19 protein-coding genes and 2 pseudogenes are annotated in these 22,560 nt (G+C 64.7%); 17 read left to right on the top strand and 4 right to left on the bottom strand.

Annotation, left to right across the window (positions count from 1 at the left end):
• The first annotated feature begins 14 nt into the window (after window positions 1-14).
• The 8 genes and pseudogenes from FMM79_RS07310 (at window position 15) to FMM79_RS07280 (ending at window position 9,878) form a co-directional block, all read left to right on the top strand.
• A complete protein-coding gene (locus FMM79_RS07310; protein ID WP_148626864.1) occupies window positions 15-3,014 on the top strand; it encodes a TonB-dependent receptor domain-containing protein in 3,000 nt (999 codons plus the stop codon).
• 232 nt (window positions 3,015-3,246) lie between these two features.
• Entirely contained in the window at window positions 3,247-4,929 is a 1,683-nt protein-coding gene (locus FMM79_RS07305) for an ABC transporter ATP-binding protein (protein ID WP_148626863.1), read from the top strand.
• On the top strand, window positions 4,926-5,990 hold the full coding sequence (locus FMM79_RS07300; RefSeq protein WP_148626862.1) for an HlyD family secretion protein: 1,065 nt from the start codon (window positions 4,926-4,928) through the stop codon (window positions 5,988-5,990). Before FMM79_RS07305 ends, FMM79_RS07300 begins: the two co-directional genes overlap by 4 nt.
• A gap of 2 nt (window positions 5,991-5,992) precedes the next feature.
• Complete coding sequence (locus FMM79_RS07295; protein ID WP_148626861.1) at window positions 5,993-7,471, top strand: TolC family protein; 1,479 nt, start codon at window positions 5,993-5,995, stop codon at window positions 7,469-7,471.
• 107 nt (window positions 7,472-7,578) lie between these two features.
• Window positions 7,579-8,256 carry a hypothetical protein gene (locus FMM79_RS07290; protein WP_148626860.1) on the top strand — a complete coding sequence of 226 codons (678 nt, stop codon included), beginning with the start codon at window positions 7,579-7,581 and terminating at the stop codon, window positions 8,254-8,256.
• A gap of 182 nt (window positions 8,257-8,438) precedes the next feature.
• Window positions 8,439-8,639 (top strand): annotated as a pseudogene (locus FMM79_RS07285) (IS5/IS1182 family transposase); the annotation flags it as partial.
• Between the two features lie 285 nt (window positions 8,640-8,924).
• The gene (locus tag FMM79_RS21195) at window positions 8,925-9,074 is read left to right on the top strand and encodes a hypothetical protein (RefSeq protein WP_153269317.1); all 150 of its coding nucleotides are present in this window, start codon (window positions 8,925-8,927) and stop codon (window positions 9,072-9,074) included.
• A gap of 78 nt (window positions 9,075-9,152) precedes the next feature.
• A complete protein-coding gene (locus FMM79_RS07280) occupies window positions 9,153-9,878 on the top strand; it encodes a hypothetical protein (RefSeq protein ID WP_148626859.1) in 726 nt (241 codons plus the stop codon).
• On the opposite strand, the gene FMM79_RS07275 is transcribed toward FMM79_RS07280, so the two are convergent.
• From FMM79_RS07275 to FMM79_RS07265, 3 genes are all read right to left on the bottom strand, one after another.
• Window positions 9,833-10,756, bottom strand: a complete 924-nt coding sequence (locus tag FMM79_RS07275; protein ID WP_148626858.1) for a class I SAM-dependent methyltransferase — start codon at window positions 10,754-10,756, stop codon at window positions 9,833-9,835. The two genes, FMM79_RS07280 and FMM79_RS07275, sit on opposite strands and share 46 nt — an antisense overlap.
• Before the next feature lie 203 nt (window positions 10,757-10,959).
• A complete protein-coding gene (locus tag FMM79_RS07270; protein ID WP_148626857.1) occupies window positions 10,960-11,175 on the bottom strand; it encodes a hypothetical protein in 216 nt (71 codons plus the stop codon).
• 489 nt (window positions 11,176-11,664) lie between these two features.
• Complete coding sequence (locus tag FMM79_RS07265) at window positions 11,665-12,453, bottom strand: class II aldolase/adducin family protein (RefSeq protein ID WP_148626856.1); 789 nt, start codon at window positions 12,451-12,453, stop codon at window positions 11,665-11,667.
• A gap of 253 nt (window positions 12,454-12,706) precedes the next feature.
• Between FMM79_RS07265 and FMM79_RS07260 the strand changes: the two genes are divergently transcribed.
• The 3 genes from FMM79_RS07260 (at window position 12,707) to FMM79_RS07250 (ending at window position 15,644) form a co-directional block, all read left to right on the top strand.
• Window positions 12,707-13,663: an NAD(P)-dependent oxidoreductase gene (locus tag FMM79_RS07260; RefSeq protein WP_148626855.1), complete on the top strand. Its 957-nt coding sequence runs from the start codon at window positions 12,707-12,709 to the stop codon at window positions 13,661-13,663.
• A gap of 89 nt (window positions 13,664-13,752) precedes the next feature.
• Window positions 13,753-14,463, top strand: coding sequence for a TetR/AcrR family transcriptional regulator (locus FMM79_RS07255; RefSeq protein WP_148626854.1), 711 nt, complete (start codon window positions 13,753-13,755; stop codon window positions 14,461-14,463).
• A complete protein-coding gene (locus tag FMM79_RS07250; RefSeq protein ID WP_148626853.1) occupies window positions 14,445-15,644 on the top strand; it encodes a pyridoxal phosphate-dependent aminotransferase in 1,200 nt (399 codons plus the stop codon). Before FMM79_RS07255 ends, FMM79_RS07250 begins: the two co-directional genes overlap by 19 nt.
• A 26-nt stretch (window positions 15,645-15,670) precedes the next feature.
• On the opposite strand, the gene FMM79_RS07245 is transcribed toward FMM79_RS07250, so the two are convergent.
• A complete protein-coding gene (locus FMM79_RS07245) occupies window positions 15,671-15,979 on the bottom strand; it encodes a DUF3861 domain-containing protein (RefSeq protein WP_148626852.1) in 309 nt (102 codons plus the stop codon).
• 85 nt (window positions 15,980-16,064) lie between these two features.
• On the opposite strand from FMM79_RS07245, the gene FMM79_RS07240 reads away from it, so the two are divergent.
• From FMM79_RS07240 to FMM79_RS07215, 6 genes and pseudogenes are all read left to right on the top strand, one after another.
• The gene (locus FMM79_RS07240) at window positions 16,065-16,559 is read left to right on the top strand and encodes a MarR family winged helix-turn-helix transcriptional regulator (RefSeq protein ID WP_148626851.1); all 495 of its coding nucleotides are present in this window, start codon (window positions 16,065-16,067) and stop codon (window positions 16,557-16,559) included.
• Between the two features lie 408 nt (window positions 16,560-16,967).
• Entirely contained in the window at window positions 16,968-17,249 is a 282-nt protein-coding gene (locus tag FMM79_RS07235; RefSeq protein ID WP_205466532.1) for a hypothetical protein, read from the top strand.
• A 210-nt stretch (window positions 17,250-17,459) separates the two neighbouring features.
• Entirely contained in the window at window positions 17,460-18,392 is a 933-nt protein-coding gene (locus tag FMM79_RS07230) for a hypothetical protein (protein WP_162528456.1), read from the top strand.
• A 257-nt stretch (window positions 18,393-18,649) separates the two neighbouring features.
• Window positions 18,650-19,096: pseudogene (locus tag FMM79_RS22215) on the top strand (SDR family oxidoreductase); the annotation flags it as partial.
• Window positions 19,097-19,162: 66 nt separating this feature from the next.
• On the top strand, window positions 19,163-21,337 hold the full coding sequence (locus FMM79_RS07220; protein WP_148626849.1) for a TonB-dependent siderophore receptor: 2,175 nt from the start codon (window positions 19,163-19,165) through the stop codon (window positions 21,335-21,337).
• A 14-nt stretch (window positions 21,338-21,351) separates the two neighbouring features.
• Entirely contained in the window at window positions 21,352-22,539 is a 1,188-nt protein-coding gene (locus tag FMM79_RS07215; RefSeq protein ID WP_148626848.1) for a PepSY domain-containing protein, read from the top strand.
• The last annotated feature ends 21 nt before the right edge of the window (window positions 22,540-22,560 follow it).

Raw genomic sequence — 22,560 nt, 5'->3', positions numbered from 1 at the left:
CAGGGGGATAGACCATGCTCTTGTCTGCACGTTCGCACCGGCTTCGCGCCGGACTGCTCATCACCAGCTGCTTTGCCGGACTTCCGCTCGCCGCCCACGCGCAGGCCACAGCGCCTGCGCCAGCCTCGGACGATGCCATCGCCAACGAGATCGTCGTCGTCGGCTCGCAGATCAAGAACCTCAAGACCGCAGGCGAACTGCCGGTCTCGGTGGTGAGCGACGATGACATCAGCGCGATCGCACCGACTTCGGCGGCCGACCTGCTGCAGGCCCTGCCCGCCAACGGCACGATGAACTTCAACGGCACCGACACGGTCTCGGGCGGCGTTCACTCGGCGCGCGGCGACGTGGCATCGGTAAACCTGCGCTCGATCGGTTCAGGCAACACGCTGGTCCTCCTGAACGGCCACCGTCTGGTCCAGCACCCGGGCACACAGACCGAGGATTCGGTGCCCGTCTCGACCGTCAACATGAACACCCTGCCCGTGCGCGGCATCAAGCGCATGGAAGTGCTCCACGACGGCGCCTCGGCGATCTACGGCTCGGACGCGGTCGCAGGCGTCATCAACACCGTGCTCGACGACAGCTTCGAGGGCCTGCGCGTGGGCGGCGAACTGGGCTTTGCCGAGAACACCGACAAGATGAAGTACTCCGCCGACCTGCAGGGCGGCTGGACCTTCAACGAGGGACGCACCCACCTCTCGCTCGCGCTCAGCTATTACGAGGCAACCAAGGTCTGGGCGAGCGAGCTTGACTATGCGGGCGCCAGCGACCGGCGCGGCTTCGTGGCCGACACGCCCTTTGCCGGCGACCTCAGCTTCGACAACCGTTCGAGCAGCACGCCCTGGGGCCAGTTCACCGCCGCGAACGCGGTGCCCGGCCTCACCAGTTCGGGCGGCGTGTTCCACATCCAGCCTGGCTCCATGTCCGGGTGCAGCGGCGCCCTGTCGGACGGCCTGTGCATCGCCGACGGCAGCCTCCAGCGCGATCTGCGCTATGACATCAACTCCTCGCGCACGATGTCGCCGGGAATCAAGCGCGGCAACGCCTTCGCCTTCGTCACCCACGATTTCGGCGACTTCGAGTTCTATTCCGAGCTCAGCTACTACCGCGCGCGCACCGATGAGTACCGCGGCGAAAGCTCGATCCTGAGTTCGGCTCGCTTCAACATCTCGCGCGACGCCTACTGGAACCCGCTGGGCGCGGCGGGCAATCCCAACCGGGTCTCCGGGTTCGACATTCCCGCAGAAGGCGTCGACCTCACGCTGACCAACTACCGCGTGGTCGATGCAGGCCTTCGCCACATCCGCGTCGACAACGACAGCTTCCGCCTGCTCGGCGGCTTGCGAGGCGCGTGGGGCAAATGGGACTGGGATACCGCCGGTCTCTATTCGGAAGCCACGACCAAGGACGTGACCTTCGACCGCATCTCCAACACGCTGTTCAGCCAGGCGCTCAACCGCACCGATGCAAGCGGATACAACCCGTTCAACGGCGGCGACCTCGCCAACCCCAACTGGGGTGATGCCAGCGTCAATTCGCAGGAAACCATCGACAGCTTCCTCGTCGACGTTTCGCGCTACGCCAAGACCACGCTGGCCCTGGCCGACTTCAAGGTGTCCAACGGCAGTCTACTCTCACTGCCGGGCGGCGATGTCGGCATCGCGCTGGGCGTCGAATGGCGCCGTACCAGCTTCAGCGAGGACTATGACGACCGGCTCGATGGAACCACCAACTTCATCGATGCCGTCACCGGCGAGATGATCAACCAGTCCGACATCATGGGCTCGAGCGTGGCCGGAGATGCCAGCGGTTCGCGCAACGTCTACTCGGCCTTTACCGAACTGGCCGTCCCGCTCGTCAGCCGCGACATGAACGTGCCGCTGGTGCGCGCGCTCAACCTCCAGCTGGCGGGCCGCTTCGAGCACTACTCCGACGTGGGCAGCGTATTCCGTCCCAAGTTCGCGGCATCCTGGTATCCCTTCGACCAGCTGCAGATCCGCGGCTCCTATGCCGAAGGTTTCCGCGCGCCGAATCTGGAACAACTCAACACCGACGTCACCACCCGCGTCAGCACGGTGATCGACTATTACGCCTGCCAGGCAAGCGTGAACAAGGGCGACATCGCGAGCCTGGGCGCGTGCGCGGGCAACGACCGCGTGGAAGAGCGCCGCTTCGGCAACACCCAGCTGAAGCCCGAGAAGAACGCCAGCTACTCGATCGGCGCGGTCTTCACACCGGCCCCACGCTGGACCCTGACGGTCGACTACTGGCACATCAAGCAGCGCAACCTCGTTGGCATCTTCGGCGCAGAAAACATCGCCGCGCTCGACTATGTCTCGCGCCTCCAGGGCAATGGCGGCCTCTCGGGCGTCCACCGCGCCGATCCCACGGCCGACGACATCGCCTTCTACCAGGGCAGCGGCCTCGACCCGCTGGGCGAGATGGTGCAGATCGACGACCTCTTCACCAACCTCGACACGCGCACCAGTGCGGGCATCGACTTCGGGCTCTACTACCAGCCGCCCGAGACTCCGATCGGCAGCTTCGACATCAAGTTTAACGCCTCCTATCTCGACAAGGCTTACCAGGGCCTCTCGCCCCAGGCGCAGCAGATCCAGTCGGTACTGGGGGCCGAAGTCCCGCTTGAGGCCGTGGGTGATCTCATCGAGCGCGACGGGCGCCCCAAGTGGCAGGCTTCGGGCACGATAACCTGGAAGAAGGACGGCTGGGCCGCAGGCCTGTTCGGGCGCTACGTCGGCTCCTACTACGACACCGGCGTCGTGCAGGACGAGACCAACGAGTACTGGAAGGTCGACGACTGGTTCACCATGAACGCCTACCTCCAGCACACTTTCCAGGAGGGCGCCCTTTCGGGCAGCCGCGTACGCTTTGGCGTGCGCAACCTGCTCGATTCCAAGCCGCCCTTCCTCGATGCGACCTATGGCTACGATGCCAGTCTGGCGAGCGCGGAAGGCCGCTTCTTCTACACCTCGATCCAGGCGAGCTTCTGAACGCGCGCACTGGTATGAGCTTACCCCGGGCCGGCTTGCGCCCACCCAAGTAAAGACAGCCGCGCAAAAGTGTACCTTTCCGGCGGCTGTCCGCATCTCCTCGGGCCCTCCGCCCACTGCCGGATCCTTGCCGAACGTAATGTTCTTTTGCTGCCCCTCATTCCCGGTTGGATTCATCGCGGGCCGCGGATAGACTCCGCGCCAAATGCGGACCCTCGAAGAGGATTGAATTTTGGTAGCTGAGCGTTTGGGGTTCCGGCAGGCCGCGGTGTGGCTTTCGGAGATTGTCGGCCCGGATTCGGGCTATGTGAATGTCGGGATTGTATACACCGTTGCGATCAGCCTGCTTTCGCTGGCGACGCCGATCTCGGTCCAGCTTCTCATCAACAGCGTGGCCCGCACGGCGCTTGTCGCGCCGCTCTGGATCCTATCGGGCGTACTATTCGCGCTGCTGCTCGTCGTGGCGGGCCTCAGTGCCTTGCGCATCTACCTCCTCGCCATCTTCGAGCGGCGCATCTTTGCCCGCATTGTGGCCGAGATCACGGTGCGCGCGGTCCATGCGCAGAACCCGTTCTTTGCCGATGAGAACCGGGGCCACCTGTTCAACCGCTACTTCGACCTTGCCATCGTCCAGAAGTCCGTGCCCAGCCTGGTGATCGGCGCCTTCACCATCGTCCTGCAGGGCGCGGTGGGCCTGATGGTGACGAGCTTCTACCACCCCTTCTTCCTGGCCTTCAATCTGGTCCTGGTGCTGGCCTGCGGCGGCATCTGGCTGCTCTGGCGGCGCGGCGCGATCACGGGCGCGGTCGGCGTCAGCCACGCCAAGCACAACGCCGCCCACTGGCTGGAAACGGTCGGCGCCTCGAACGGCTTCTACAAGTCCGCGCGCCACCTCAACTTCGCGATGGACCGCTCCGAGGCGGTCACTGCAGACTACATCCGCGCGCACAAGAAGTATTTCCGCTACAGCTTTGCACAGACGCTGGGCTTCTTCCTTGTCTACGCCTTTGCAGGCGCGGCGCTGCTGGCCATGGGCGGCAACCTGATTCTGGCCGGACAGCTCTCGATCGGCCAGCTGGTCGCGGCTGAGCTGATCCTCTCGGGCGTCTTCTATGGCATCTATCAGCTGGGCTGGTATCTCGACACCTTCTACGATCTGGTGGCGAGTTCGGAGGAACTCTCGCTGATCTTCGCGATCCCCCAGGAGCGCATCGACCGTACCGGAACCGCGCCGAGCGATGGCGCGGTCCAGATGCGCAACGTGGAGATCCAGGGTACGAAGCTCGACTTCGCGCTGGAGGCCGGCGCGCAGGTCATTGCCGTTGCCGCGCCCGATGTCGAAAACCACATCGCCATGCTGTTGAAGCGCCACGCCCACCCCGCGCGCGGCCTTATCTCCATCGGCGGCAGCGAGATGGGCACCTTCGACATGTACCTTTTACGCTCGGCCGTGACCGTGCTCAACCGCTCCAGCATCGTCGAGGTCACCATCCGCGAATACCTCGCGCTCGCCCAACCCCAGGGGATCGATGGCGCGGCAATGATGCGCGTCCTCGAAACCGTGGGGCTCAGCAACCGCATCTCGAGCCTGCCCAAGGGCCTCGACACCCAGCTTGCCGGATCAGGCTCGCCGCTCACCACGGTCGAGGTCATGCAGCTCAAGCTTGCCAACGCGCTGCTCAGCGCGCCGCGCGTGCTGCTGCTCTCCCAGCTCTACGACATGATGCCCACCGAACGGCTCAAGGCCTCGCTCGAGGCGCTGCGCATGGAGGAGACCACCGTGCTCTTCTTCACCGGCCGGCCCGAGGCCATCACGCCGGATGCCTACTTCTGGATGGGCGCAAACGAGCAGAGGCGCTTCAGCACGCGCGAAGGGCTGACCCATCACGTGGCCGCGCAGGAGGTCCGCTCGTGACTCTCGACAAGGCGCAGATCGCGCACTTCCCTTCACTGACGAGCCTGAAACCCCCGCGCGTGGTCAAGGTCGTCGCCTGGCTGATCCTGATGGGGCTCGTCCTCTCCGTCGCCATTCTCTTCGTGCCCTGGCAACAGACCGCGCAAGGGCCCGGACAAGTCACCGCGCTCGATCCCGACGACACTCCGCGCCAGGTTTCCTCGCTCGTCAGCGGGCGGGTCGACACGTTCTTCGTCCATGATGGCGATTACGTGGAAGCTGGAGACCCGGTGGTGCGCGTGGTCGATGTCGACCCTGAATACCTCTCCCGCCTTTCCGCCGAAAAGGCGCAGGTCGAGGCGCAGATCCAGGCCATCGAACAGTCGCGCGCGGTCGCTTCGATCGACGTGCGCCGCACCCGTCAGCTTTACGAGGAAGGGCTGGCTGCACGGCGCGATTTCGAGCAGACCCAGATCAAGGTCGCCGATGCCGAGGCCAAGCTCGCCGAGGCCCGTGCCAAGCTCAAGCAGATCGAGGTCCAGCTCAATCGCCAGTCCGCACAGGTCGTGCCCGCACCGCGCAGCGGCCGCATCCAGCAGCTGAACGGCCAGTCGCTGGGCGCGCTCATCTCCTCGGGAACAACCCTCGCCTCCATCGCGCCCGAACAGATCGAGCGCGCGGTCGAACTCTATGTCGACGGGCGCGATATCCCCATGGTCGAGCCGGGCCGCCGTGTCCGCCTTGAGTTCGAGGGCTTCCCGGTGATCCAGTTCAGCGGCTGGCCCTGGTTTGCGCTGGGCATCTACGACGGACAGGTCCGCTCGGTCGATCCCACCCCGCGTGGTGACGGCCTGTTCCGGGTGCTGGTCGAGCCCCTGCCCGACGCCCCCGCCTGGCCCAACCGGCGCTTCGTGCGCCAGGGCAGCAAGGTGCTGGGCTGGATCCAGGGCGACCGCGTGACGGTGGGCTACGAACTGTGGCGCCAGGTCAACGACTTCCCGCTCAACTTCGGGCAGGAGAAGGAGGCCGTGCCCTATGCGGCGGCGCCCAAGGCCTCCGCCGAGAGCAGCGACAAGAAGTGATCATGCGCCCCGGACTTGCGCTGGCCGCGCTCCTGACCACAGCCCTTGCCATCCCTGCGCCTGCCTCGGCCCAGAGAAATCCCTCCGATGCTGACCAGGGAGCCGCAGCGCCTGCGGCTATGCCAGTACTCACTCTCAACGAGGTGCTGCGCGCCTCGGCCCGATCGGCCCCGCAGATCATCGCCGCGCTCAACCGCACGCGGCAGGCCGAGGCCCGCGCACTCTCGGCCGAGGGCGCCTTCGACCTCGTCTTCTCGGTCGATGGACGCAGCCGAGTGGAAGGCTATTACGACGGCACCTCGATCACGGGCGAGGCCAAGCAGCCGCTGCTGGACAACGGCGGCTACGTCTACGGCTCCTACCGCAATTCGCGCGGCGAGTTCCCGATCTACGAGGACAAGTCCTACACCAACCGCGCAGGCGAACTCAAGGTCGGCGCGCTCTACTCGCTGCTGCGCGACCGTCTGATCGATTCGCGCCGATCCAAGACTCGGCTTGCCGACAACGACATCGACATCGCCCGCTTCGAGGCCGAGGCCACCGCCATCGGCGTCCAGAGCCGCGCGGTCTCGGCCTACCAGAAATGGGTGGCAGCCGGGCTCAAGCTACAGGCTTATGAAGCTCTCCTCGACCTTGCCCAGACCCGTAGCCGCGCGATCACGCGCCAGGTCGAACTGGGCGCACGCCCTGAAATCCTGCTGACCGAAAACGAGCAGAACCTGGTCAAGCGCCGCGCGCTGGTGGTACAGGCCGAGCGCGAATTCCAGGGCGCGGCCAACCAGCTCTCGCTGTACTACCGCGACCTTGACGGCAACCCCGTCGTCGTCCCTGAAGAGCGCCTGCCGGGACAAGACCACGCCTTCGATTCGATGACCGTCAGCACCGACTTCGTCCTGGAAGAGCGGCCTGACGTCCAGATCATGATGGAAGAGATCGACAAGGCCAGCACGCAGCTCGCGCTGGCCGAGAACAACCTGCGCCCGCGCCTTGATCTCAAGGGGGAGGTCGCCAAGGACATCGGCTCGGAAGGTCTGGGCGGCTACAGCCGGACGCCCACCGAGGTGATCGTGGGCGTCCATTTCTCGGTCCCGCTCCAGAATCGCGCGGCGAAGGGCAAGCTGGCCGAAACCAACGCCAAGATCGACGAACTGAGCATCAAGCAGCGCTACCTGCGCGAGCAGATCCAGGCTGAAGTGGCCGGGATTTCCATTGCCGTCGACACCGCGCTGCAGCTGATCGACACCTCATCTCTTGAGCGCGATCTTGCCCGCAAGCTGGCCTCGGCCGAGCGGCGCCGCTTCGAACTGGGATCGAGCGACTTTTTCCTCGTCAACCAGCGCGAGGAGACCGCGACCGACGCCGAGGTCAAGCTGATCGAAGCGCGCGCGCGCATTGCCGCAGCCTACGCCGAACTCGCCGCCGCGACCGCCGACCGCGAGGCGCTGGGGCTAGCGGGCATGGGCCCTTCCCCGATCCCCTGAGCCGTGCGCGTCAGGTTCCGCTCCATGAACTCTTCGCGCACCGCGCTGGCACGGACTTGGCGGTGCGTCCACACCTCCCGTTACCGCAGCGCGAAGGGAGACAGCACGTGGGCACATTCATCAAGGGCCGAATCAATTACCTGAGGGGCGAGGAGCAGACCGGTCGCGAATGGTTCGAAATGATCGACCATGGTGAGAACGCAGACCGGACCTTGCGCGCCTTTTGCGAGATGGACGATGTCGGCCTCTCGCGCGATGTCTCGATGCTGCTCGATGCCGAGGGGCGCCCGCGCGATGCCTTCTGCCGCGTCGTCAAGCACGGCGCGCGCACGGGCACGACGCTCTTCCTGTGCGAGGACGGCCAGCTCGAATGCGAGGGCGAGATCGCCGCAAATGGCCGCGTGTCGCAGCGCGTTTCGGTCGATGGGCAACTTGGCTATCTCGGCCTGCATCCTCTCGTGGGCGATGCCCTCGTGGCGCTGTCACGGGGAACTGACGAGAAGGGCAGCTTCCGCACCGTCCATGGCCTTGCCAACTCGGTCGCGCCTGCGGGCGATGAAGGGCTCTACGCGATGCCCACCGCGATCGATGTCGCCTACCTTGGCGAAGAGAGCATGACCGTTCCGGCCGGAACCTTCGCCGCGCGCCGCTACGCGCTGCGCTGGCATGCCGAGTGGGAGCCCGCCCAGCTCTGGGTCCATGGCCCAGACGCGCTGTTCCTGCGCCTGACCTGGGACCAGATCGGCGCGGCCTACGAACTCGTCGAGCTCCACGAGGGACGCTGAGAGCCGATTGCCTAGGGCGTAAGTTCATAAAGCGGCTTGAGGTTTGACGGATATGCTGATTCACAGCGCTCCAAGATGGGAGGGGTGTGATGGCCCGGCGGCGCTACGAATTGAGGGATCGGGAATGGGCAATCATCGAGCCCTTGCTGCCCAATAAACCGCGCGGCGTGGCTCGGGGCATCTGGGCCAACATTCCCAACCGCTCCAACCGTAAAAAGCGCTTCGGCTTCTCGCCTTGGCTCTACAAGCAGCGCCATCGGGTCGAACGCTTCTTCAACCAGATCAAGCAATTCCGGGGCATCGCAACGCGATACGACAAATGCCCCGAAAACGACCTCGCCGCCATCAAGCTCGTCTGCGTGCGCCTGTGGTGTGCCAATTAATGAGTCTGCGCTCTAACTAAGCTTGCCCTGACCCGGCGACATTGACTTCGTCAACGAGGCCTCACTCTCCGACGGCATTGCCTCGGTTTCGGGCTTGGCACACCTGAGCATTGACCCATCGACCGACGGAACCGCCTTCACCCGTTTCGACGGATACCGTATCTGCACGACTTCGTCTTCCACGTCACGCAGGCCACCAGTTGGGAAGCGCTACTGCTGCTGGTCAGCAACAATTCCAGTGCCACCCCGCTCCAGGACCTTGAGAACGGCGCGAATCTGGAGGTCTTGCCCCCGGATTGGTACACCTTCGAGCACGTCTTCCAGGAGAGCCTCAGTGGCACTCTTGAAGTCGTGATGAACGTCTATGGCCCGGGCGAGAATCTTCTCTTCAGCAAAACGCTCGGCTCCCCGCAGGATGACTCCGCGGCAAGCTAAGGGGACAATCGCTATGGCTGGTTCACGCTCATCGATGTCGCGAACGGTATCGCCTTCGACGACTTCTCGCTGGCGACGTTGGACACCGCCCCTGTTCAGGTCTTCACCGGAACCACGATCCTGAGCGCTAAAGCCAGCATCACCGAGGCCAAGGCCGCCATTGCCGCCCGCGAAATCGCGGGCGACACGCTCGTCATCGAAACCACCGACAGCGATGACGACATCTTCCATATCATCTGCGGCATGTCGATCCAGGCCGCGCTCGGCTTCCCCTGCGAGACCGACGAGGACGTGGGCGGTGATGACATCCTGACCTGCCTTGGCATCAACTATCTCCTGTTCGGCGGACTGGGCGATAACATGCTCATAGGGAATGTTGGCCGCAACATCCTGACCGGCGGCGCGGGAGCGGACATGTTCGTCCTTGCCAACATGCCTGCCAATGCGGCGACCTACGACGCGATCAAGGATTTCAATGCGCTGGTCGGCGCTATCGTCTCCCGTGGAGGTACGGTCCTCACCGCGCTCGGGCTCATGGTCGACGCGGACGAAATCGTGATAGGAACCGAGGCGCTCCAGGCCGACGAATTCCTCATTTTCGATGCAGGCTCCGGCAAGCACTCCTACGACGCCGATGGCCGCGGCGCAGGCGAGCCACAGCAGATTGCGCTCTTCGACGATGTCACCACGCTAACCGAGGCGGACTGCCTTATTCTCTGGCCTGTTCGCAATGGTATCGGCGATGCTCCGCGGCAGGCTCACTCTACCTTGGGGATACCCCGGATCACGGCAACTTCGTGGTAGAGGGGGACGTTGGGATCCTTATCCAGCAGCACCTGTGCCGCGCGCGCCGAGAGAGGTTCGTGGCCCAACGGATCGGCGAAGAAGCGGCAGACAAATTCGCCCTCCAGATCAGTGCCGGTCAAGGCGCCTTCCAGCGTCACGAAGAAGGAGATGTCGGTTCCCGCATGCTGCAGGACGAGCTGAGAAGCCAGCTTTTCGGGCTCATACCCGTTGGCACGAAACATCTCGAAGATGAGATCGCTGCCGATGCGGCAGCCGAAATTCATGACCACTTCGGCCCTGGGCGCCTGCTCCTTTATGCGGCGCAACAGAGCTTCGTTCAGCCCTAGGCCCACCGAGTTGTACGGATACTCATCGAACATCGCCCAAGGGTAGTAGTGGGCGATGTGGTCCTGTGCTTCATCATCAGCGCCCTGCGGCAGATTGATCGCGTGCTCGGCGCGAAAGGCCGCGAAACGCTCGTCATTGGGGTCACCCACCTGCGGCAGACAGCCGATCACGACGTCGGTCTTCGCAATCTTGGCGCGGGCCTCATCGGTATCGATCAGGCTGACCGCGCCCTCGACGGGCTGGAAACTGTCAGCGCGTTCGGGAGCGAGGTTGGCGACATTGCGCTTGGCCAGTTCCACCAGGCGCGGATCGAGGTCGCTGCCGTAGAACACCTTGGCGCCGCAATAGCGAAGCACGAAGGCCACGTTGGTGCCGGTTCCGACGCCGACTTCATAGACGGCCTTGCCATCGAGGCCCGCGGCCTTGAGGCCTTGCTGGAACGTGATCGTCCAGGGATCGGTGGGATCGAACGCGTACCCGGGACGTTCGGTCGTCGGGGAGGGATCGTCGTGGCGTGAAATGACCTTGGAGTCATCTGCGTCAGACATTTTCATTCCTTTGTATCAGCATTGCCAGCCCCTGTGCGGGCGCTCTGCCGTTTCAGGGCCTGCACTCAGCGCCCGGGCCGCTCGCTCGTGGCCTGCCCTGGGCGGGTCGCATGCCGCTGTGCTACGGGCCTTGCCTCCCGCAGCGTACTGCCGGGCATCGCGAATCGATGCCCGGGAAATCTCGAAGTCGAATCGACGAAGGGTCAGTCGAGCGTCTTGGGGGCAGGACCGGAAAGGAGTTCGATGCGGCTGGCCAGCTTGCCCAGCGATCCGGTAATGCGCGCGTGATCGCAATCCGCGCCGACAAGGACACCAACACGGCGGCTCCCCGCCTTATTGCCGACCAGCGCCTGCTTGATGCGCAGCACCGTCGGCGCGTGAGGAAGACCGTTGCAGTCAAGAGTGAGCGAACGTTGCATTTCTTTGCTCCTTACCGGCCGTAAAGGCGGCAGCACGTCGGCATCTTTGTCGCTGGCAAGCCATGAAAAACGCACGCATTGCCGGACAGATACGTCCCGACGGCCAGCACAGGCCGGACTTGCGTTAGCCTGACGCACACAGACCTTCGGGCCTGGCATCAGAACATAGCGCCCGCCGTGCCAAAGCACATGCAGCGAGCCTGATTATAGTTCTTGTTGGAACGACAGAACCACCACTGTAACCAAACAGCAGACCAGCCAAGCCCATGCCTTTCACAACATGCGCTCCATCAAATGCTGTCGCCCTCTCCCGACGCCACAAGTCGCCACGCGACCTGAGCTAAAGGCGCCTAGTTCTTATAAAAGAATTTGTTTCTTTTTGCGAAACTCAACTTCAGGCTATGTAGGCTCCCCGGCCTTGTCAAGCGCATTCCCCCTTTCATGTCCACCTGACCAAACCGCGAATTTTCGCCACTTTCACCTACCCGCTCAGCTGCTATAGCCTGGGTCAAGCCGGTCAAGCAGACGCAGGTGTGCCTTCCATTCAAGGCCGATCTCGCTGTCGTCCTGGTCAAGCTCGTCATACTGGCTGACAACCCGCTCCGCGATCGCCGGGTCAAAGTGCTGTAGGGGCCGCCCCATCGCCAGCGCCGACTCCTGAATTTCGCACGCCTTGTTGAGATAGAACATCTTGGAAAACATGTGCGCTGCGCTCGCCCCCACGGTGAGAAGGCCGTGGTTGCGCAGGATCAGCGCGACGTTGGAGTCCAGGCTCGCGACCACCCGCTCGCGCTCGTCCAGATCGAGCGCGATGCCCTCGAAATCATGGTAGCCGATACGGCCATAAAACTGCAGGGCAATCTGGTTGATCGGCAGCAGCCCCTCCGCAAGACACGAGACCGCAACGCCCGAGCGCGTGTGCGTGTGCATCACCCAGGCCGCATCGTGACGCCCGCGATGAACCGCGCTGTGAATGGTGAACCCGGCCGGGTTCACACGGTAGGGGCTTTCAGAAACCTTGTTGCCATCGACATCAACTTTCACCAGCGAGGAGGCTGTGATCTCCTCCCACATCAAGCCGTAGGGGTTGATGAGGAAATGCCCGTCCTCCCCCGGCACGCGCGCGGTGATGTGCGTGTAGATGATGTCGGTCATCCGGTAGTGCGCGGCCAGGCGATAGCAGGCCGCAAGTTCGACCCGGGTCTGCCACTCGGCCTCGCTCTTGCCGGCCCGTTGCGAGCCCGGCGCCTTTACCAACTGCTGCGTCTCTCGTCCCATCGAATATCCGTCCCTTGCCTGTGTTGCCATTCGTGCGCGTGGCGCCGGGGAGCTGAAGATCCCGCACCGGGAAACATTCAGTTCGGGTTTACTCATTGATATACATTTGTATAAATTGACTAGCATCGAACGCACGCAAATTCCAGTCGAAGGTGCCTGCTGAGTTTCATGCCGCAGCACCGCACCGCCCTTTATCAGGCCCCAACCGGCCCGCCCAACCGCAGCCCGCGCAAGTCAGGAGAGACGAGAGAACATGGCCCCCACCGGAACGATCCACGGTGTTCTGCTGAGCGATACCTTCGACCTCAAGACCTTCTACAAGCTGGACTTCGAGGGGGTCCATGAGGACGTGCGCCTGCTCAATCCCGACGAGGTCGAAGACCCCGCCGCGATCCGCTTCGCCGTGTGCTGGCTGCCGGGACCGGATGCCTTTGCCCCTTACCCCAACCTCGAAATGGCGATGTCGGTGGGCGCGGGCGTCGACGACCTGCTCGCGCACGACGGGCTCAACGAGGGCATCGCGATCTGCCGCGTGCGCGACCCCTACCAGGCCGAACTTATGGCCGGATTCGCCGCCCACGAAGTCCTCCACCTTGAACGCGATTTTCCGGCCTATGCCGCCAATCAGGCCGAGGCCACCTGGAACCCGCTGCCCCTGCGCCCGCCCCACGCCCTGAAGATCGCGGTTCTGGGCCACGGCTCGATGGGAGCCGCCGTCACCCGCGCCCTCGCCGTGCTTGGCTTCTCGGTCTCGGTCGCCTGCCGCAGGCCTCCCGCCACCCCGATCGAGGGCGTCACCTATTGCACTGGCGAAAGCGCGATCAGCGAGGCTGCGAGCGGCGCCGACGTCCTCATCAACGTCTTGCCGCTGACGCCCGAGACCCACGGCATCCTTGCTCGCCCGCTGTTCGACAAGGTCGCGCCCGGCTGCTGGCTGGTCCAGATCGGTCGGGGCGAGCACCTGAACGAAGCTGACTTCACCGCCGCTCTCGAAGGCGGCCAGCTCAAGGGCGCGAGCCTCGATGTCTTCGCCACCGAGCCCCTCCCCGCCGGGCACGCGTTCTGGTCGGACCCGCGCATCCGCATCACCCCGCATATCGCCAGCGACACCACGCCCCACATCGTATGCGAGCAGGCCCTCCAGTCCGCGCGCGACGTGCTCGCAGGCAAGCGGCCCCGCCTCGCGGTCGACCGCGCGCAAGGGTACTGACGGGTCCGCCTGCGGCTTGCCCATATATTATTCGTGCGTATAACAGTGAGCATGACAGCCACGCTTCGCCCCGTCAGGACGGCCGCGGCATGAGCCGCAAGACCTTCCAGCGTCTCGCCCTCGACGAGCGGCGCCAGAGCCTCATGGAGGCGACGCTGACCTGTGTGGCGCGCCATGGCCTCGACGGAACGACGGTGCGGCGCATCACCGAGGAGGCCGGGGTGACCCCTGGCCTCGTGCGCCACTACTTCGGCTCCAAGGACGAGCTGATCAAGAACGCCTATGCCTACCTGATCGGCCAGCTGACCGCACGCGCCAGTGAGAGTGCGGACACGGATGAGGATGAGCTGCCCGCGGCGCAGCAATTGCGCCAGTTCCTGCTCGGCAATCTCACCAGCCCCAATCTGTCCGAGGACAAGGTGTCGCTCTGGGCCACGTTCATCGGCCAGATCCGGCACGATCCGTTCTTCGCCGAGATCCACCGCGAGGGCTACCGCGAGTTCCTCGAGTTCCTCGAGCGGCTCGTCGAAGGCGTCCTCATCGACCACGGCCTGCCGCACCGCGGACCGCAGTGCCGCCGCCACGCGATTGCCATCAACGGCCTGATCGACGGGCTGTGGATGGAGGGCTCGCTCAATTCCGGGCTCTATAATCGGGCGCTCCTGCCCGGTCTTGCCATCGAGGCGACCGAGCGGCTGCTCGGCCTGCCCACAAGGGCGCTCGGCACGGCCGGGCTCGCTCCCCATGCCACCGCTCCCCAGCTTCAGGAGGAAGACGCAAAATGCGCTATGCCGGAATAACCGACCGCCTTGCCGATCTCGGCGGCGAGAAATGGGCCGTCCATAACGCCGGGCGCGCACGCATGGCGGCGGGCGAGGAGATCATCGAGCTCACCATCGGTGAGCCCGACATCCCGGTCGATCCCGCGCTGATCGAGGTCACCTACGAATCGATGAAGCGTGGGCGCACCCACTATTCGAACGGACGCGGCGAGGACGGCCTCCTCGGCGCCCTTGTCGACAAGTACAAGCCGCTCTGGCCCGAGATCACCACCGACAACATCCTCGCCTTCCCCGGCACGCAGACCGCACTCTACGCCGTCATCACCGCGCTCGTCGACGAAGGCGACGGGGTCCTGGTGGGTGACCCCTATTACGCGACCTACGCGGGTGTAATCCGCGCGCCCGGCGCGCTGGTCCAGCCCGTCCCCCTCGATATCGCGAACGGCTTCATCATGCAGCCCGTCGACCTCGAAGCGGCCGTTACGCCCGAGAGCCGCGTGCTCGTCCTTAACACGCCGCACAATCCCACAGGCGCGCTTCTCGACCGGGAGACGATTGCGCAGCTGGGCCGGATCGCCACTGCGCATGACCTGTGGATCGTTTCGGACGAGGTCTACGAGGACCTCATCTTCACCGACGACGAATTCGCCTCGCCGCTGGAGATCGCCGAGTTGCGCGAGCGCACCATCGTCGTCTCCTCGATCTCCAAAACCTTTGCCGCAACCGGCTTTCGCAGTGGCTGGGCGGTCGGCCCGGCCGAGTTCTGCACGAAGCTCCTGCCGATCTCCGAGACGATCCTGTTCGGCAACCAGCCCTTCATCGCGGACATGACCGAGGCGGCGCTGCGCGGCACGTTCGACACCGCCGAGCGCATGTCGAAAAGCTATGCCCAGCGTGTGAAGGTCATCACCCAGGAGCTCAAGGAATGCCCCACAATCACCGCAGGCAAGGTCTCGGGCGGTATGTTCATCATGCTCGATGTCGCCGACACCGGCCTTGATGCCGAGGGCTTCGTGTGGGGACTGCTCGAGCAGCAGGGCGTCGCGATCATGCCCGGCACCTCGTTCGGCGAAAATGCCAGGACGCTGATCCGCGTTGCGCTGACCGTACCCGACGAGACCCTGCGCGAGGCGATGCGGCGCATCTGCGCCTTTGCCGCCTCGCTTCAGGAAAATGCGAACACGGTGCCTGCCCAGTAATCCAGTCGCGGAGCGCGCAGGGGCAATCAGGCTTCCGGCGCGTCCGCGCGCAAGGGACTGGCCTTCATCGCCTTCATGAAGGCCGCGACATGCGGCAGAAGCGGCGCGAACAGCGGATCGCGCCGGTGGCGCAGCAGGACTTCGGAAAAGAGCTTCACCCCCACGAGGAACTCCGCCGCCTCTTCGCGCGGCAGGAAGGCCTTGGCCTCGATGCGCGGGATCAGGCCCAGGATTTCGTCGTGGTTGGTCACCTCGAAGGTGACAGGCTCACGCGGCGCGGCCCCGCTTTCGGGCGCGGGCATGGGTTCGACGGTGATGCGGTAGGAATGGGACATGGCGCGGACTTTCAAGGCTATAAGTTGACTTAAATCAAGTCACACACTCAATTGCCCGAGTCAACCAACATGCTATGCCTGGGCCATGACTGAGAAACTCGCCAACCGCATGCGCAACATCGCCGAGTCCTTCCAGGACCATCTGGCGCACATGCCCGCGCTGCGTGAGCTTGCGCTGACACCGTTCCAGGCCCGGCTCCTGCGCGTCATCGGACAGCGTCCGGGGGTCTCACAGCTCGAACTTGCCCGCCGCACGCAGCGCGACAAGGCCCAGATCGCCCGCGCCATCAAGGAACTCGACACGCGCGGCCTCGTTGAACGCCGCGCCCATCCCGACGACTGGCGCAGCCAGTGCCTGTTCCTGACGCCAAGCGCATGCACCGCCCGCGAAAAGGTCGAAGACCAGCGCCGCGAAATCGCGGCCCTCGCCTTCTCCAGCCTTGGCGAGGCCGAACAGGACCAGCTCATGACTCTACTTGGCCGGATCGAGACTACCCTTGCCACGCATCCCGGCCTGTTTGCCAACTCACAGGCGGACGCGCCCCGCCCCACGCCCAACGAAAGCGCCGACGACACCTGAAAAGCGGATATTCATCAACGGCATGCCACCCTGCGCCAAAGTGTAATCCGCAGGTGATACAGCTGTAGCAAAGGCTCGCCCGGAAAGCTCCGCCCCCGCGTGCGCCCCGTCCGTAGCAGGACGAGCATCCCAATCTCTCGCCGCCTCGCTCCCGTTCTGCTGGGAACCGCCGTCCTTGCCCTGACGCCGTTGGTCGCCCAGTAACAGCCGGCCTCCGCTCCGCCGGCACGCCCTACGCCGCACGCAATCTGCCCGATCGCGTCGTCCTCACCCCTGCCGCCGCCCCCAACACCGTCTACGCCTACCGCCTCATGGGCAGCGCATGCTGGGGAGAATGGCGCCAGTTCCACACGGCAGCGACGGAAGCCAAACCCTTCCGCTTCCTCTACCTCGGCGACCGGCTCCAAGATGTACGGCCTCAACGACCGTGCCCCCAACCAGTCTGACCGGGTGGCCGAGGCGAACGAACTCTACCAGATAATCGACGTCGCCGATGACCACATCAGATTCCGCACCTACACCGCCTCGGGCAAGCTCTGCGACGGCTTCGAGCTCGAGCGCCGCGCCAATCGCAACCACCTGACCGAGATCGACGAACCCGTCATTGCCGAGCGAACCTGTCACGGCAGCGTTGGTCCCGACGGCGGCATGTGCATCGCCAAGCCAAGTAAGCGCGTAGCAAGTCACTGAGGCGGCAGCATTCTTACCGCCACCTTGCGTGATCTCCCTCGTCACAGCCTTGCCGTTCACCCGAAGCCGTGCCGGTCTCGCCTTCCTGCCGCGCGCGTGTCACCACGGGCACAGCGTACCGTCCCGGCGTCAAAAATGGCTCGGAACAACTGCGCGCGTCGTCCGATGTGTTGTGCACACAGTGGTCGAACGGGAAGGCGGAAGGTGGCTATGCGGCAGATCCTGCTTCCGGCGCTGACTCTGGCCGCGGCATTCCCCACCACGGCCGAGGCGCAGGAAAACAATCCGGAAAATACGCAGCAGGGCGAAAGCCCGGCGGCTGGAGGTATGCCCAAAGCCCCAAAACCCTCTGACGACGCCGACACCAAGGTCGACCGGTTGACCCTCACGCTTGGCGCGACACTCGTTACCAGTTATATTTCGCGCGGACTGGTTTTCGCGGCCGAGGCCAGTGTCCAGCCCTCCGCGCGCCTAAGCGTCGCGGTTCCCGAACTCGACACAGGCCCTGTATCGGACGTCAGCTTCCACGTGGGCACCTGGAACAACATCAAGATCGAACCCACACCCGAAGGCGTGGATCCCGACGATTCCAACCGCTTCTACGAGGACGATGTCTATGCCGGGCTCGCCTTTCAAGTGGCCGGAGACTGGAGCGTCTCGGCAACCTATTACCGCTATGGGTCGATCAGCGGCGCCTTTGCGTCGTACAACGACTTCGAGTTGATCGTCACCTACGACGACACCAAGCTGTGGGCGCACACCCCGCTTCTCAAGAACTTCAAGCTGAGCCCTTCACTGCGTTCGGTCCAGGAAGGCAGCCGCCCCAACCGCCGCGATGCTCTCTACCTGCAGCCCTCGATCACACCGTCCTTCGACGTCGATCTTGGCACGGGCAGCGTCCACGTCGCTGTCCCGCTGATGTTTGGGCTCTCCGATCACTATTACGACGGGCGCGAGGGCGGCACCTATGCATTCGGCTATTTTCGGACCGGCGTACAGTTTTCGGGCGAGCCCGCGCCCGACACTCTGCCGGGCCTGACCCTGAGCGCCGGCGCGGACCTGTGGTTCCCAAACACGAAGGTCGCGAGCGGCATCGATGGGCACCACTTTGTCGGTTCGCTCGGTATCAGCTGGACGCACTGACATTCTGCCTCTCACGGCGTCTGCCCGCGCACCAACCAGGAACGGGCCGCGGTAGTCGATGACCCGTTCCCCATGTCCTCGGGGAGTCGAACCCTACCCAGCGGGTACCTCGAAAGAAACATGCAACGCCTGATGGTACCCCTTGGCGGGGCTTTGTTGCGCAAATGACGGAGGGATTCCGTTTGTGAATCCAGTCAGTTAATGGTCCGCGATGAGCAAACCGCCCCGGGCCCGCTACCGCACGACGAACGGGAAGTCCGACAGGAGCCGCCTACTGCGGATCGAAAGCTGCCATGCTGATGACCACCAAAACAGCCGGGCGTGCGGCCGGTCCGTACGGGATCCGGATCAATGCAGTGCTGCCCGGAGCAGTCGAGCCGGCGATGTTCATGGTCAACATGACCGGCGATGACGATAGGAGGGACTTCCTCGCAAACACGCGTGGCGCGGCGATTTCTGGGGGGCGATCCCTGCCGATGGCGGCGCAATCCCCGGTGCATAAACGCACAACCGCCTGCGCGTTTCAAAGCGCAATCCCCTTTCTGCTTAGACGCGGACAGCCCGGCGGCCCCGGATTCCTGTCGGCAGTGCCGAGGCGCAGACAGCCCCCCCGCCAGGTTCCGGCCCGCGGCGGAAGATGGGCGAGTGATGCGCAGCCATGCCGCGCAAAATGCAAACAATTCGCAATAGCTATTGCAATGTGAGGCGTGGTAGCTAGGACGCCGCTGAACCTGCGAATAATTCGCAGCAATGTAGCAGGGGAGATACACGTGCTTTCATTCCGGGCCGCGCTCATCGCGTCGGCAGCCGCTTTCATTGCCATGCCCGCCGTCGCCCAAGAGGCCCGCGGGGAGTCGCACCAGAAGGCAACGCCCCTCGATGCCGCGGCCAAGGCCGCCGGGGACAGGACAACCGCGGACGAAATCCTCGTCACCGGCCGCGCGCAGCGCCTCTACCGTGTCGAGGAGACCACCGTCGGTAAGGTCGCGCAGGACCCGATGAACATTCCCCAAGCCCTCCAGGTCATCAACTCCGACCTCTTCGCCGACCAGGGCGCACGCGATGCGACCGACATCTACCGCAACATCTCGGGCGTCAGCTTCTTCAGCTATGCGGGCGTCACCTTCCGCGGCTTCCGGCAGGACCAGTCCTTCTACGACGGGCAGCGCGGCAACCCCTTCATCGGCTTCTCGGTTCCCCAGCTCTTCAATATCGAGCGGGTGGAAGTGCTCAAGGGCCCGGCCGGTCTGTTCTTCGGGCCCGGCTCGCCCGGCGGCATTATCAACTACGTCTCCAAGACCCCGTCCGAGGAAAGCGGCCTGCGCGCCGTCCTCACCGGCGGCACCTACGACCGGATCGGCCTGTCCGCCGAAGCGACAGGGGCGATCGACCGCGACGGAATCGTCACCTACCGGCTCGGCGGCTTCTACGAATCGATGGATCCCTACCGCCGCAACACCCAGAACAAGTCGCGCATCGGCGATGCCGGGCTTGCCATCCGCACCAACGAGGGCGGCAAGCTGACCCTGCAGGCCACCGTCTACGACAATGAACTGCAGGCCAATCGCCTGCGGGGGGTGCTTGTCGATGACAACGGCAACTTTCTCACCGACATCCGCTGGAACGCAAACGAGAAGACCGACTTTCTCAACCTACGCTCCGAAGCCTATCAGGCGCGCTACGAGACGCGCATCTGCGAGGCGGTGACCTTCAACGCGGGCGCGCGCTACTTCAAGGCGAAGGAAACGCAGCAGTACCACGAGCCGCGCGGGCTCGTGGCCGACAACCCAGACCTGGTCGTGCGCGAATTCCGCGACCAGATCCGCCCCGTCGACGGGCTTTCATTCATGGTCAACGCAGCGGCGCGGGTGGATCTGCTGGGCATGGAGCACAGCTTCCAGGCCGGGGCCGACTGGTACGATGAGACGAGCGTGCTGCATTCGCGCATCCTGCGCACCGACGTCGCCCCGCTCAGCCTCAGCAATCCGGTCTATGGCCTGGGAGCGGGCGACGCGCGGCGCGCCGCGCAGCTTCCTTATACCACCACGGACACGCGCACCCGCCGCAAGGGCGCTTATCTGCAGGATCAGATCAGCCTCACCGAAGCACTGCTGCTGGTGGCGGGCATTCGCTACGATCATTTCGAGGACGAAGTGATCCGCAGCCTTGGCGGCGCGCTGCAGGACCGTACGCGCTACGCCGACAGCGACGTGACGCTGCGCGGCGGCGCGATCTTCAAGCCGCGCTCCGACGTCTCACTCTACGCCAGCTGGTCGCAGAGCTTCGAGCCGCAAAGCGCAGCCGACCAGAACAGCGATGCAGGCGGCCCCTTTGCGCCTGTCACCGGCAACCAGATCGAAGGCGGCGTGAAGACGCAGCTCTTCGATGGCCGCCTCCAGGCCAACGCGGCGCTCTACCGGATCGTACGCCGCAACATCCTGCAGGTCGACCCCACCCTCCTGCCCGTCAACGGCGTCGACCAGCTCGCGCCCATCGGCGAGGTCACCAGCAAGGGCTTCGAAATCGACCTCACCACCGACATCACCCCCGACTGGGTGCTGATGGTGAACTACGGCTACAACGACACGCGCATCACCGACACGGTCGAGGGCCAGGCGATCACCAACGGCGTGGGCGACCGCTTCGCCAACGCGCCGCGCCACAAGGTCGGCTTCTGGACGCGCTACCAGGTTCCCGCCATCGCCGCTGCCTTCGCTTTCGGAGGCGAACATGTCTCGCGCCGCATCAGCCTTTCGGGCCAGACCGTAAAGCCTTACACCATCTTTGACGCCTCGATCACAAAGAGCCTGGGCTTTGCCGAGCTTTTGCTGCGCGCCGACAACATCTTCGACAAGGTCTACGCGGCCTCGGGCTTCTCCAATCGCAGCGGCCACTTCCCCGGATCGCCGCGCACGTTCCTGGCCGAACTGCGCGTACGGTTCTGAGCAGGACGGCACGCATGGCAAAGGCGCGCAAACCCAAGGGGCGTTCGCTGTGGTGGCGGATCCACAGCTGGGCGGGATTCAAGCTCTCGATCTTCATGACCTTCGTGCTGGCGACCGGCACGCTTGCGGTATTCGCCCACGAGATCGACTGGCTGGTAACGCCTGCCATGCACGCGGCCCCGCAGCCAGGGCCGCGCGCCAGTTGGGGCACTCTGGCGGCCGCTGCGGCCGAGGCCGTGCCCGAGGGACGCCTGCAATCACTGCACACTCCGATCGATCCATGGTTCACCGCCGAAGCCTGGGTCGACACCGGAGCGGGCTCGCCCCGCAGGGTTTATGTCGATCCGTGGAGCGGCAAGGTCACCGGCACGCATGGCTGGGCCAACGTGCACCGCTTCCTACGCCAGATCCACCGCCATCTGATGCTGCCGACGCAAGTCGGCATTCCCATCGTCAGCGCGCTGGCGCTCCTCCTCCTGGCCTCGCTCGTGACCGGCATCATCACGTACAAGAAGTGGTGGCGCGGATTCTTCAAGCGGCCGCGGGGCGGCGATGCCCGGCGCCTGAGCGGAGACCTGCATCGCCTCGGCGGGCTCTGGAGCTTGTGGTTCATCGCCCTCATTTCACTGACCGGCCTATGGTATCTGGTCGAAGCCCTGGGTGGCCACGCGCCTGTTCCCGAGCTGGCCCGGACCGAACAGCCGCGCGCCGCGCCGACAGGTGCGGCGCTGGACCGGCTTGTCGCGCGCGCGCGGCACCTGCGCCCTGCCCTCGACATCCGCGAGATCCGCTTCACGCCCCGGCAGGGCGTTATCCTGCTCGGGCAGGACGCCGCCTGGCTAGTGCGCGACCGCGCGAACGCGGTTGCACTCGACCCTGCAGACGGTGTGGTACTGACACAGCTGGCGGGTGAGGACCTGGGCCTGCATGAACGCATTTCGGAGATGGCCGACCCGCTGCATTTCGGCACCTTCGGCGGGCTCTTCACCAAGGTCATCTGGTTCCTCTTTGGCCTGATCCTCACCGGGATGTCGGTGACCGGGGTCATCATCTATGCCAAGCGCCTCGAAAAGGCCGAGCGCGGCGCGCGCGGCGCTGTCACCATGGGCTGGCAGGGGATGGGTGCCTGGGCCTGGGCCAGTCTGGCGCTGATCCTCCTCGCCCTTGTCCTCACGCCTTTTGCTATCGGCGGAGCCGTGTGAGCCAGCGCGCATCACACACAG

The organism is Novosphingobium sp. BW1 (assembly GCF_008107685.1).
Lineage (GTDB): Bacteria > Pseudomonadota > Alphaproteobacteria > Sphingomonadales > Sphingomonadaceae > Novosphingobium.
This window is presented reverse-complemented; position numbering and strand designations above follow the sequence as displayed.